The following is a 13,331-nucleotide window of genomic DNA, read 5'->3' as shown; positions in this document are numbered from 1 at the left end:
AAATTTTTGTAAGAAATTGTTATGTTTATGCCGAAAAAACTCCAGCCATTAAGACTGGAGTTTTTTAACGCATTCTTCATAAATCGTTCGATGTGATTTTGAAAATGGTAATTGTTCAAACGCTTCTAGGGATACAACTTTTAATGTATCGGTTTCCACAATAGGATCTTTTACCCTTCCATAAAACACAAAAACATCCCACGTACGGTGTGTAAACGTATGCTGTACATTCATTGCGTATTCATCAATTGAAACGGCAAGAGAAAAATTCTCTTTCATATAATCAGTAAGCTGTTGTTTATGATTTCGGATTCCTTCGCTGATTTCAACGTTAGGAAATTCCCACATGTTCGCAAGTAAGCCTGTACTCGGTCTTTTGTTAATCACATAACTCCCATCGTCGTTTTGCAACACACCTGCAACAAGCGGCACCATTTTCGGTGCTTTCGCCTTACTTTTAACCGGCAATTCTTTTTGCACACCCTCTGCATGTCCGCGGCAATGCTCACGAACCGGACAAAGCAAACAAGCTGGGCTTTTCGGAATACAAATAAGTGCGCCTAACTCCATTAAACCTTGGTTAAAATAAGATGGATTATCCTTTGAAATGATTTCACGTACAATATCTTCAAATATTTTTCGTGTTTTTGGTTTCGCAATATCGTCCCAAATTGATAAAATACGCGATAAAACACGCATTACATTTCCGTCTACAGCTGGCTCTGGTATCCCATATGCAATACTTAAAATCGCACCTTTTGTATACGGTCCAACACCTTTTAATTTTTCAATTTTTTTCACGTCATTTGGCACTTTTCCGCCATATTCTTCTTTTACTTCTTTTACTGCTGCATGTAAATTTCGTGCTCTGGAATAATAGCCAAGACCTTCCCATGCTTTTAACACTTCTTCATCATCAGCATCTGCCAATGCTTCTAGCGTTGGGAACTTTCCCATAAAATTTGCGTAATATGGTTTTACCGCTTCCACCCGTGTTTGCTGCAACATAATTTCAGAAACCCAAACTCGATACGGGTCTTTATTTTTACGCCATGGTAAGTCACGCTGTTCTTTTTCAAACCAACTAATTAAATCATGCTGAAACTGCTCTATGTTAAAATCGTCTAATATTTCAAGTGTCAAACTTGATCCCCCTCATTTTTTTTGCATATACGTACTATTATAAAGATTTTAGGAAAAAATTTAAGTAAGATGGTGTAAAGAAATAGCAGGCAAAAGCCTTGTGATATCGAATAAAAAGAGTTACATTAATAAAAAAACGGAGGTGTTTGTTCATGGACACAGCCACTCACCTTGTTATGGGCGTAACATTAGGTGGTTTAGCAACATTAGACCCAGCTATTAGTCAAAGTGATTTTGGACCGCAAGCAGTCATGCTTGCAACGATTGCTGGCTCTAATATTCCTGATATTGATACTGTCTTAAAACTGCGTAATAACGCAAAATATATACGCAATCACCGCGGAATTACCCATTCAATTCCTGCTGTTATGTTTTGGTCCTTCCTTATCAGCGGAATTGCATTTGCATTCTTTCCAGAGGCACCTTATCTTCATCTTCTCCTTTGGTCATTTATTGCGATCTTTCTTCATGTGTTTGTTGATATTTTTAATGCTTATGGTACACAGGCATTGCGGCCTTTTACAAAAAAGTGGGTTGCATTAGGTGTAATTAATACATTCGATGCCGTGATTTTCTTTATCCATATACTCGCTATCGCTTGCATGCTTGTCGGCTCTCATAAAGGATATACCACTTTAGCGGCGTATATATTAATGTTTGTCTACTACATTGGCCGGGTTATGATGAGACAAAATGTAAAAAGCGTTGTTTACAAACGGTTTGAGGATGTAGAAGAAGTCATTATTTCTCCTTCTTATCGCTTCTATCACTATCATTTAGCAATTGTAACAAAAAAACACTATTATGTGGCTCGTTGGCACCGCGGACATATTATGGTACACGACAAATTTGAACGCATTCCACTTCCAGATAATGAGATCATTCGAGCGGCGCAAAAAGATGAAAACATTTCTGCCTTTTTATCTTTTTCACCTGTATATCGCTGGGATATTTTCGACTATGACGATTATTATGAAGTTCGTTTCATTGATCTCCGCTATCGAAGTAAAGCTTATTATCCGTTTGTCGCAATCGTCCAACTTGATCAAAACTTAAATATCATTAGTTCCTATACAGGCTGGATTTTTAGTGAAGAAAAGCTGCGTAAAAAATTGGAATTGATTCCTCATTAAAGAAAAGCGACCCAATATGGTCGCTTTTCTTTAATGCTTCAAATGATCTTCTCGATTAATTAAATGACTATATTTCGGATTGTTTGTGCGAATTTCATGAAGGCGTTCACCATGATTGTTAATCCATGCTCTTACAACTTGCTCTGTCATTTCTTCACCTTGGTAACGACCAGACTTTGCATACGTCGCTTGAAAATCCTCCCATAATAATTCAATCCATGCACGTGCTTGAGAGTAAGAAAGAAAGCTGTTTTTTTCAAGCAACTCTTTTGTTAATATTTCATATATATCATTCATGATCTATTGCTCCTTTTATTCATTTCTGTACTTTATCCCGCACTAACGGACAATAATACCCCCAAAGGATCAAAGAAGTTAGGCGGGGGATAAACTGCCTATAAGAGTCCTCATCGCTGAGAAGAATTCCACTTTATTTCTAAAGGATATTTTCTTCTATTTTGCACATTCTATAAGTGATACTTCTTAGTGAGTATCAATTTGTAATGAGGGGGCGTTCTTCTTGGGTAGACAAGCCGAATTTTGGTCTGAATCAAAAAATAACAGCAAAATCGAAGGTCCAACGAAAGCAAAAGCTCGTTTTGCTTCGAAGAGACCGAACGGCACAATTAACACGCACCCACAAGAACGTATGCGTGCTGCAAATCATCAGGAAGAGTAACACAAATAGTCAGTTATCAAAGATTATTGCAATTAACTTCCTACACGAGGTGATAAAGATGAGCTATCGTAATCATTTAGACCGTCGTTCTGAATCATTCAACCCTACGTGGGCACGTCCGAAACATGCGAAAGCGCAAGTAAATGGACAGACGCAACAAACCCAGTCTCTCATTATTTTGGCGAATGAGATGAGAAAACGCCAAGTTTAATTGCCTATCTCCTTTACCAACTACGAAAAGTGAAAACCAGAGCAGCCAAGGCTCTCTGGTTTTTATTTCTTTTGCAATAGCGAAATAGGAATACCAATTTCCTCTGTTTCATTTTGTTTGTGTCCCCAAGCAAATACACCATTAAAATACGTAATGGTAAATACTACTCCTGGCTCTTCTATAAGTTCATACGTTTCACCAACCTGAAAGGCGTTTATATCTGTCATATAAGCACGAGCCATTGCCATTTTTCTCATCAACACATCAAATTCATTTACAATACCGAGCTGTTCTGCTTTCACTGCCTGTTCTTTTAAAATGCCAATTTCCTCTCTCAGCTCATGTGGTGTCATCTCACTATACCGTTTTGGCATATTCATCATTTTCCCTCATCCCTCTTCACGTTTCATTTGTAAAAATGTCTCTATTTCTTCAATAGTAAATCCTTTTCGATATAATGCTTGTTTCATCTTATTTTCATACATCCAGCCATCATGCTTTTTATGCTTCTCATGATACTTGTTCCCATGATATATCAATGCTTCTTGCTGCTGCGAGTCATCCTTTTCATCCTTCAATTCTTCTAAACAAATTTGAATCACATCACGACTATATCCTTTACGAACTAGCATTTCTTCTAGCTTTTGTTTCATTTGTAAAAATGAATGCTTTTGATAGGACTTTTTCTTTTTCTCTACAAGCACCAAGGCATTCTCTATTTGCTTCTCTTTCGAATATTCTTGTAAACTATGAGTAATAATAACATCTTGGACACCTTTACCAAAAAGTTCACGCCTAATAACAGTCGGACCCTTTTGATTCACATTACTATGAGTTCGCACATAAGAAATTGCGTACTCTTTATCATTAATATAGTGGTCATGTAATAATTTCGAAGTAACTTCAGAGATGATGGCTTGTCCTATTTCTTTTTTTCGTAGATGCTCTTCTACTTCCTGTTTCGTTCTCATTTGGTAGGATAAGTAGGAAATTGCTTGCAAATATGCCTTTTGTACTTCTTCATTGTACAAAATATTTGCTAGTTCTACGTCATCAAACTCTAACCCTTTTTGTAAACCATGTTTTATCAACGTAACTTGATTCACACTAAAGCCGTATTCTTCCCCTTGTCCTTTATCAATATAAACGTTAAATCGTTCTTTCGTTCGTTTCTGTACTTCTATTTTTGTAATGACAGCCATATATTTCACCTCGCTACTATTTTAACATAGTTGTGGAACATTTTTGATTTTCAAGAATATATATAATGAGGAGGAATTTCTGTTGAATATCGCAATTTCTGGAGGAACTGGATTTATCGGCAAGCCATTATCTCAGTTTTTAAGCATGAAAGGACATACAATTTATATTCTCACCCGGCAAGCACGTAACAATACTACCAAATCCAATATCCAATACGTACAATGGGATGCCACTTCGAGCACATTTCCTCTCTCTTCTGTTGATGTTGTTATTAATCTAGCTGGAGAGCCTATTAATAATGGTCGCTGGACAAAACAACAGAAAGACAATATTATAACGAGCCGGATTCACACAACAAAAGGTCTCATTCATCAATTACAAACAATGCAAACGAAGCCCCATACTTTTATTAACGCCAGTGCAATTGGCTATTATGGTACATCTGAGACAAAAAGCTTTACAGAACAAAGTAGAGAATATGGAAATGATTTTTTAGCAACCACGGTGAAATTATGGGAGAAAGAAGCAGATCAAGCTATTTCTCTCGGAATTCGAACTGTATATACACGCTTTGGCATTGTTCTTGGAAAAGATGGTGGAGCCCTTCCAAAAATGCTGCTTCCCTATCAATTATTTAGTGGCGGAACAATTGGTTCAGGTAATCAGTGGCTTTCCTGGATTCATCTTGATGATGCCATTCGTATGATTCATTTTGCAATAGAAACAAAAGAAATAGAAGGTCCTCTCAACATTACAGCTCCAGAGCCTGCAACAATGAAAGAGTTTGGAAAAATGATTGCCAGTGTTATGCATCGTCCCCATTGGCTTCCTGTTCCAGCATTTGCATTGCAAACTTTATTAGGAGAAATGAGTATGCTTGTGTTACAAGGACAGCATGTTTTGCCTGATAAAGCCGTGCAACATGGATATCAGCATTCTTTTCCAACATTAAAACAGGCATTACAAAATATTATATTGCATAAACAGTAGTACTTCTGAAGTGATTCATTCGAATTGTTCTACTTACTCTATAAATCCATTTTGATTTTTCGACATATAAGCCGCGGCTATGGATAACAAAAGGTGACCTGCACTCGTTTTCTCTCTTTGTTTTCACTGTGTCTGGGGCAGGAAAAGGATCTGATCGCTTCTATGCATGGCCGGATGCTCTCTCCCACCTAAAAAGAAGGGTTTTATGTCGGTTTTTTAATTTGTATTTATATAGCCTAAGGATTACCTGTTAATGGAAATGAGGTTTCTATGAAAATACTACTTAAACAAGCCATTGTATACCCCATTACCTCTTCCAAGTTTCAAGGAGATGTATTGGTTGAGCATGAAAAGATTGTTGCGGTAGAACCGTATATTGAGCCTACTCAGGAAATGACTGTTATTGATGCAAGAGCTCTTCACCTTTTACCAGGCTTTATCGATGTTCATACACATCTTGGTCTATATGATGAAGGAACCGGATGGGCTGGAAATGATGCTAATGAAACTTCTGAAGTATTAACACCACATATCCGTTCTTTAGATGGAATCCATCCTTTTGATATCGCTTTTCAAGACGCGGTTCAAAATGGAATTACAACTGTTCATATTATGCCTGGAAGTCAAAACATTATCGGCGGTACAACATGTGTAATTAAAACCGCAGGAAATTGTATCGATCATATGATTATTCAAGAACCCGCGGGGCTAAAAATTGCCTTCGGAGAAAATCCGAAACGAGTTCATAGTAATGGTACAAAAGAGTCCATCACTCGTATGGGAATTATGGGTTTACTGCGTGAATCTTTCTACGAAGCACAGCATTATCGAAACGATGCTGATTTTCGAATGTTGCCGATACTAAAAGCACTACGCCGAGAAATCCCGGTACGAATCCATGCTCATCGTGCAGATGATATTCTTTCCGCTCTTCGCTTTTCAAAAGAATTCAATCTTGATGTACGGATTGAACACTGCACAGAAGGACACTTCATTGTAAAAGAGCTCGCTAACCACAATTTAAAAGTATCTGTTGGCCCGACGTTAACACGCCGTTCAAAAATTGAACTGAAAAATAAATCATGGAATACATACCATATTTTATCAAAGCATGGTATAGAAGTTTCCATTACAACAGATCATCCGTATACCCCCATTCAGCACTTAAATGTTTGTGCAGCAATCGCTGTTCGAGAAGGATTAGACGAACAAACAGCCTTAGAAGGTATTACAATTTTACCAGCTCGAAACTTACGTTTAGAGAGAAGAATTGGAAGTATTGAAGTTGGAAAAGATGCCGATCTTGTCCTCTGGACGCATCACCCATTTCACTACTTAGCCAAGCCCGTATTAACAATAATCGATGGAAAAATAATTTACAAAAAAAATAAAAAAAACTAGTTTATTTTTTTGACTAGATAAAGTATTATACGATTATAAACTGAATGAAACCATAATCAATTTGTGTCGTGATGGCTTATTTCAAATTGATGAATGGGGAAGGCAAATGGTGCGCCACCAGCTTTATAGACTGGTTCTAGTGGGTTCGATTCCCACCCCGAAATTTTTTAAAGATTGATATAAAAATTTCGAGGGTGGAGTGCTTTTTCGTCATGATACCCTCATGCGAGGAGGAGTTAGTGTGTTAAAAAAACGCGACCTACACGACAGCCACGTTCTATACGATTTGATGGTGGATCCTGCTGTCTTCCCTTTTGTGCGTCAAAAAGCATATTCATATGAAGAGTTTTTATTTTTAACAAAACAAACAATTGAAGCTGAAGAGCGTGGGGAACTGATTTCACGTACAATTTTAGATGAATGGGGAAATCCTATCGGCACAATCACTTTATTTGATGTGCAAGAAAAGGCAGGATTTCTTGGTACATGGCTCGGCAAACCATACCACGGCCAAGGGTATAATAAATTAGCAAAAGATGCTTTTTTCAGCGAACTTTTCTATGAACTAGATATCGAAACAATCTTTATGCGTATTCGCAAAATAAACATTCGCTCTATTAAAGCTGCTGAAAAACTTCTATATGTAAACTTAGCAAATGAAACGCGAAAAGCTGTTTATGATCAAATTAACGCAAATGAAGAAGTATATAACTTATATGAAATTCCAAAAGACCAATATACACTTTCTACAATGCGCGATACTACATTCCAAGATACGCATCATTTAAAAGAAGCATAGTATAATAAATACAAATTAAAAAACCGACATAAAACCCTTCTTTTTAGGTGGGAGAGAGCATCCGTTTATGCATAGAAGCGGTCAGATCCTTTTCCTGCCCTAGACATAGTGAAAACAAAGAGAGAAAACGAGTGCAGGTCACCTTTTGTTATCCATAGCCGCGGCTATATGTCGAAAAATCAAAATGGATTTATATATAACAAATTATATGCGAACTAGTTTACCTCGTTCTAACGGGCAGTAAGATTCCAATAAGTGAAACTTCCATTAGTGGCAAATGAAGAATCCCACTAATGGAAGTTTCACTTTTTTATGTATATCGCCCTGTGTCATTGGAAACGATAGGTAATGACTTTATGACACGAGGTGAATTGTAATGGAGAAAAAAAGACGCGAAAAAGCAAGAAAGAAATTATCTAGTACACAAGAAGTTCTCTATCAACGAGCATTCAAGCAAGCAGATCGTGCAGGAGGCTACCGTTCAAAAAGCATATAATCATAAATGAAACTTTAATCAGTGGGGGCCTTACTGCCCATTAGTAAAGGATAAAGGTATCTCCCTTCTTCGGAAGGGGTATTTTTCTGTGGAAAACTTTATCCACAGAATTAATAGAATTGTGTATAAATTCATTCATCCTTTTGGATATATAAGAATCTAATCACATATACACTGTTCAATTTGTGGATATGTTTTCTGAAAATTGCGGACAATGTGGATAACGTTGTTAATATTCCGATTTTACCGTCTATTGAAATCGTATTCTTTTGTGGATAAAGTAACACTTCCATGAGTAAATAAATTCTGTTACCTGTCCAATGTGCAATCTCTTTCTAGTATTACCACCATTAAAAAACAGCAAAAAACCCTCTTTCAAAACAGTAAAGAGGGCTTCATATTACGTAAAAGATTGTGCAAGAGCCGGTGATTTAATTGGCATATGATTGACCTGTACATGATTCTCTTCCAAAATCGCATCCACGATATGGCAAGCTGGCTCTGGACGATAAATGCTTTTTATTGCTTCTTTCATTTGTAAGAGCCTCATATCATCTTGTAATAATGCTTCTGTTCTCGCAAAAATATCATCATCTTCGCGAATAACAACCGCGGCTCCTTTTTTTTCAAAATATATCGCATTTTCATTTTCTTGTCCTGGTACTGGTTTATATAAAATGACAGGTACTTGCAAAGCCGCAGCTTCGCTTAATGTAATGCCGCCTGGCTTCGTAATCATACAAGAGGTAATACGAAATAACTCATCGATATTCTCTACATAACCAAATACTTTTAATGCCTCAGGCTTTTGTTCCTGTAGTTCTAATAACTCTTGTTTTAAAGTTTCATTTTTCCCACAGACAACAGCTGTTTGAAGATTAGGAACCGACATAAAGGATTGACATAATTCTTTCACATTTCCTAATACGCCATGAGCACCTGCTACAATAAGTAAAATCTTTTTCTCACGCGATAAATGATATTTATTATACAGGATTTCTGGATTAATGATTGATTCAAAGTTTTTACGAATGGGAATCCCTGTTTCTACAATTTGCTCTGCAGGCACACCAATTTCAACCATAACTTTTTTCACATAATCTGTTGCGACAAAGTAACGATCTACTTCACGATGAATCCATATTTTATGCAAACAGAAATCTGTTAACACATTATAAACAGGAATTGAAAAGCCTGTTTGTTTTTTCAATTCTGGTACTGCAATAATTGGAAATGTATTAATAACAATATCTGGTTTTTCCGCATGTAATAGTGCTTTTAAACGTTTTCTCCCAAAGTTCGCATACCACGATGCAATTTTCTTATCATAAATCTTTTCTACACCGTAATAAAATAAACGATACAGTTCTTTACCTATTGTGTAACTTTTTAAGTATAAATATTTTGTAATATCCGTTATGACAGGATGTGACTCTCCAAACAGGTCACACACGATCACATCTTCAATTCCTTTTTGTCGAAATGTTTGTGCTAATGTTTTGGCTACTTGCACATGACCATTACCGTAATGTGCAGTTAATATTAATACCTTGGGGTTTTTTATCAAACAAATCCACTCCTAGCTTTTTCGCTCTTCCATATTGCATATACGACAATAGGAAAAACATTTTCCTTAAAAAAATTACATGTTTGGATTCCAACACTTTCATGTTAGCTATGTACCTGTCGTGGATATGCAAAACATATAAGATTGACCCCTTAATCCTATCTGTACTCATATCTTTATATTATACTTTCCTATAAGAGCTTTCGCAATAACTTACAAATGATCCTTACTCAATGATACTCATTATACTACTTCTTAATTCTTGTTACTATTTGATTTTCCCTTTACAATTATGTAAAGTTATCCACTTGTTTTTTACAAAAATATGGATATTCTACTTTCAGTATACTCTTTTCTTCCTATATACTCTACATTTTATTAGAAGAGAAACTAGAAGAAAATAAAAAGTCTAATCCAGAATTCGGATTAGACTGCTTGTAAAATATGCTTTGCATTTTGAACACTTTTTTCTGTTGGAGGCTCTACTCCTTCAAGAGGATATTTATGTCCAAGAGCTTCCCATTTATATACACCAAGCTTATGATATGGTAAGACTTCGACTTTCTTTACGTTAGAAAGACTTTGGATGAAGCTAGATAATCTTTGTAAGTCATCTTCACTATCTGTAACCCCAGGAACTAATACATGCCGCACCCATATCGGCTTCTGTTTCTCAGATAAATAACGAGCAAATTGTAGAATATGTTCATTCGGTTTACCTGTTAATTTACGATGTTTCTTGGAATCGATATGTTTTAAATCTAATAAAACTAAATCTGTATAGTCCATTAAAATATCTAGTTTTCTTTGGAACTCTGGCTCTTCAGAATAGCATCCTCCTGAAGAATCGATTGTCGTATGAATACCGACTTCTTTACATTTTTTAAACAGCTCAGTCAAAAATTCTAACTGCAGTAATGGTTCCCCACCACTGACCGTAATGCCCCCATCAGAAGCTTCAATAAAGGGAAGGTAACATGTAATATCCTGCATCACTTCTTCAACTGTTATTTCTTTTCCTTTACCAATTTCCCACGTATCAGCATTATGACAATATTGACAGCGTAATAAACACCCTTGTGTAAATATTACATAACGAATTCCTGGGCCATCGACAGTACCACAAGACTCTACAGAATGAATTCTTCCCTTTACCATGTTACTTCCTCCTTTATTGAAACAGCCTCCCTCTATTTTTATTAAAAATAGAGGGAAACTTTTTACTTACATGCTTTCATGCATTGTACGGTTAATTACATCAATTTGTTGTTCACGAGTTAACTTAATGAAGTTAACAGCGTAACCAGATACACGAATTGTTAATTGTGGATATTTCTCAGGATGTTCCATTGCATCCATTAATGTTTCACGGTTAAATACGTTAATATTTAAGTGATGTCCTTCTTTAACTGCATATCCATCTAGCATAGATACTAAGTTTCGTATTTGTACATCTTCTTCTTTACCAAGTGCTTTTGGAATGATAGAGAATGTGTTAGAGATACCATCTTGCGCATCTTCATATGGTAATTTCGCAACAGATAATAGTGATGCTAATGCACCTTTTGTATCACGACCATGCATTGGGTTTGCCCCTGGTGCAAATGGCTCACCAGTACGACGACCATCTGGAGTGTTACCTGTTTTCTTACCATACACTACGTTAGATGTGATCGTTAAGATTGACATTGTATGAACAGAATTACGGTATGTTTTATGTTTGCGAAGCTTGTTCATAAATGTTTTCACAAGACTTACTGCAATTTCATCTACACGGTCATCATTATTACCGTATTTAGGGAAGTCACCTTCGATTTCAAAGTCAACTGCAATGCCATTTTCATCACGAATTGGTTTTACTTTTGCGTATTTAATTGCACTTAAAGAATCAGCTACTACAGATAAACCAGCAATACCTGTTGCCATTGTACGAAGAACATCAGTATCATGAAGTGCCATTTCAATACGTTCATAGCTATATTTATCATGCATGTAATGAATTACGTTTAATGTATTTAAGTATAAACCTGCTAACCATTCCATTGTCATATCGAATTTACGCATAACTTCTTCGTAATCTAATACTTCAGCAGTAATTGGTGCAAATTCAGGTCCAATTTGCGCTTTTGATTTTTCATCTTTACCGCCGTTAATTGCGTATAATAACGCTTTTGCTAAGTTTGCACGTGCTCCGAAGAATTGCATTTGTTTACCAATTCTCATTGCAGATACACAGCAAGCAATACCATAGTCATCGCCGTACTCTGGGCGCATAATGTCATCATTTTCATATTGAATCGCAGATGTATTAATAGACATTTTCGCACAGTAGTTTTTAAAATTCTGTGGTAATTGTTTAGACCAAAGAACTGTTAAGTTTGGCTCTGGTGCTGGACCTAAATTATCTAACGTGTGCAAGAAACGGAATGAGTTTTTCGTTACTAATGGACGACCATCGAGTGCCACACCACCAATAGATTCTGTTACCCAAGTTGGGTCACCAGAGAATAATTCATTGTAATCAGGTGTTCTTGCAAATTTTACAAGACGTAACTTCATAATGAAGTGATCCACAATTTCTTGTGCTGCTTCTTCTGTTAAAGTACCGTTTTCGATATCTCTTTCAATGAAGATATCTAAGAATGTAGAAGTACGACCAAGGCTCATTGCTGCCCCATTTTGTTCTTTAATTGCTGCAAGATATGCAAAGTATAACCATTGGAATGCTTCCTGTGCATTTGTTGCTGGTTTAGAAATATCAAAACCGTGAGAAGCTGCCATTTGTTTTAGTTCTTGAAGTGCGCGCATTTGCTCAGATAACTCTTCACGTAGACGCATTGTATCTTCGCTCATTACACCGCCAGTTAAATTCAAATCTGCTTTTTTTGCTTCGATTAAACGATCTACACCGTATAATGCAACGCGGCGATAATCACCGATAATACGACCACGGCCATATGCATCTGGAAGACCAGTAATAACACCTGATTTACGAGCCAATTTCATTTCCGGAGTATATGCATCGAATACACCTTGGTTATGCGTTTTACGCCAGTCTCTGAAAATACGGCTCAGTTCTTTATCCATTTCATATCCGTAAGCTTCACAAGCTTGCTCTGCCATACGAATACCACCGTATGGTTGTAAAGAACGTTTGAATGGTTTGTCAGTTTGGAAACCAACTACTGTTTCAATATCTTTATTTAAGTATCCTGGGTCATGTGATGTAATAGAAGAAACAATTTTTGTATCCATATCAAGAACGCCACCATTATCGCGTTCTTGTTCTGTTAAATCCATTACTTGATCCCAAAGTTGTTTCGTTACTTCTGTTGCGCCAGCTAAGAAGGCCTCATCACCTTCATAAACGTTTACATTATTTAAAATGAAATCGCGAACATCAATCTCTGCTTTCCATTTTTCACCTTTAAAGTTTGTCCATGCTTTTTTTACAGTTTCTAATACTTGAGTCATCCTAATCTCCTCCATTTTTGATTAGTACAGGACTAAGAATTTTTATATAACAGCTTATACATTTAGGATACTACTTTTTTTGAAAAGTGAATGAGATAGTTGTGACACATTTGTGAAACGTTGAGCAAACTACTATTCACATAGTATTAACATCATTTAAAAATCTACTAAATTTACCCTTTAATTAATTGTATTTTTTTGATATTATAATAATATAATCATATTATGTAGTTTG

At 36.3% G+C, this 13,331-nt stretch carries 14 protein-coding genes; 7 read left to right on the top strand and 7 right to left on the bottom strand.

Translation table 11 applies throughout. The features are described 5' to 3' along the window. Window positions 1–48: 48 nt before the first annotated feature. Window positions 49–1,143 (bottom strand): A/G-specific adenine glycosylase, encoded by a 1,095-nt coding sequence (mutY, locus tag QUF99_RS06285; RefSeq protein ID WP_289369091.1) that lies wholly within the window; start codon window positions 1,141–1,143, stop codon window positions 49–51. 152 nt (window positions 1,144–1,295) lie between these two features. On the opposite strand from mutY, the gene QUF99_RS06280 reads away from it, so the two are divergent. After that, entirely contained in the window at window positions 1,296–2,276 is a 981-nt protein-coding gene (locus tag QUF99_RS06280; protein WP_289369090.1) for a metal-dependent hydrolase, read from the top strand. A 30-nt stretch (window positions 2,277–2,306) separates the two neighbouring features. Here the strand turns inward: QUF99_RS06280 and QUF99_RS06275 are convergent, their stop codons facing one another. Continuing rightward, entirely contained in the window at window positions 2,307–2,573 is a 267-nt protein-coding gene (locus QUF99_RS06275; protein ID WP_289369089.1) for a YfhJ family protein, read from the bottom strand. A 223-nt stretch (window positions 2,574–2,796) separates the two neighbouring features. Here QUF99_RS06275 and QUF99_RS06270 point away from each other — a divergent pair, with 223 nt between their 5' ends. Next, window positions 2,797–2,955: a small, acid-soluble spore protein K gene (locus QUF99_RS06270; protein WP_016112983.1), complete on the top strand. Its 159-nt coding sequence runs from the start codon at window positions 2,797–2,799 to the stop codon at window positions 2,953–2,955. A gap of 58 nt (window positions 2,956–3,013) precedes the next feature. Then, on the top strand, window positions 3,014–3,166 hold the full coding sequence (locus QUF99_RS06265) for a YpzG family protein (RefSeq protein WP_289369088.1): 153 nt from the start codon (window positions 3,014–3,016) through the stop codon (window positions 3,164–3,166). A 62-nt stretch (window positions 3,167–3,228) separates the two neighbouring features. On the opposite strand, the gene QUF99_RS06260 is transcribed toward QUF99_RS06265, so the two are convergent. Beyond that, window positions 3,229–3,546 carry a YfhH family protein gene (locus QUF99_RS06260; RefSeq protein WP_289369086.1) on the bottom strand — a complete coding sequence of 106 codons (318 nt, stop codon included), beginning with the start codon at window positions 3,544–3,546 and terminating at the stop codon, window positions 3,229–3,231. 9 nt (window positions 3,547–3,555) lie between these two features. Then, window positions 3,556–4,368: a recombination regulator RecX gene (recX, locus tag QUF99_RS06255; RefSeq protein WP_289369085.1), complete on the bottom strand. Its 813-nt coding sequence runs from the start codon at window positions 4,366–4,368 to the stop codon at window positions 3,556–3,558. Window positions 4,369–4,450: 82 nt separating this feature from the next. Here recX and QUF99_RS06250 point away from each other — a divergent pair, with 82 nt between their 5' ends. The 4 genes from QUF99_RS06250 (at window position 4,451) to QUF99_RS06235 (ending at window position 8,055) form a co-directional block, all read left to right on the top strand. Beyond that, on the top strand, window positions 4,451–5,359 hold the full coding sequence (locus QUF99_RS06250; protein ID WP_289369084.1) for a TIGR01777 family oxidoreductase: 909 nt from the start codon (window positions 4,451–4,453) through the stop codon (window positions 5,357–5,359). Between the two features lie 270 nt (window positions 5,360–5,629). Further along, window positions 5,630–6,760 (top strand): amidohydrolase, encoded by a 1,131-nt coding sequence (locus tag QUF99_RS06245; RefSeq protein ID WP_289369083.1) that lies wholly within the window; start codon window positions 5,630–5,632, stop codon window positions 6,758–6,760. A gap of 241 nt (window positions 6,761–7,001) precedes the next feature. Continuing rightward, window positions 7,002–7,559: a GNAT family N-acetyltransferase gene (locus tag QUF99_RS06240; protein WP_289369082.1), complete on the top strand. Its 558-nt coding sequence runs from the start codon at window positions 7,002–7,004 to the stop codon at window positions 7,557–7,559. Window positions 7,560–7,935: 376 nt separating this feature from the next. Next, on the top strand, window positions 7,936–8,055 hold the full coding sequence (locus QUF99_RS06235) for a YfhE family protein (protein WP_286123447.1): 120 nt from the start codon (window positions 7,936–7,938) through the stop codon (window positions 8,053–8,055). Window positions 8,056–8,455: 400 nt separating this feature from the next. Here QUF99_RS06235 and QUF99_RS06230 read toward each other — a convergent pair whose 3' ends face one another. The 3 genes from QUF99_RS06230 to pflB all read right to left on the bottom strand — a co-directional run bounded on the left by QUF99_RS06230 (window position 8,456) and on the right by pflB (window position 13,096). Further along, window positions 8,456–9,622: a diglucosyl diacylglycerol synthase gene (locus tag QUF99_RS06230; RefSeq protein ID WP_289369080.1), complete on the bottom strand. Its 1,167-nt coding sequence runs from the start codon at window positions 9,620–9,622 to the stop codon at window positions 8,456–8,458. A gap of 426 nt (window positions 9,623–10,048) precedes the next feature. Further along, window positions 10,049–10,780, bottom strand: a complete 732-nt coding sequence (pflA, locus tag QUF99_RS06225) for a pyruvate formate-lyase-activating protein (protein WP_289369079.1) — start codon at window positions 10,778–10,780, stop codon at window positions 10,049–10,051. Between the two features lie 66 nt (window positions 10,781–10,846). After that, window positions 10,847–13,096 carry a formate C-acetyltransferase gene (pflB, locus tag QUF99_RS06220; protein ID WP_289369078.1) on the bottom strand — a complete coding sequence of 750 codons (2,250 nt, stop codon included), beginning with the start codon at window positions 13,094–13,096 and terminating at the stop codon, window positions 10,847–10,849. Window positions 13,097–13,331: the final 235 nt, after the last annotated feature.

Origin of the sequence: Bacillus sp. DX4.1 (genome assembly GCF_030348195.1) — a bacterium.
Lineage (GTDB): Bacteria > Bacillota > Bacilli > Bacillales > Bacillaceae_G > Bacillus_A.
This window is presented reverse-complemented; position numbering and strand designations above follow the sequence as displayed.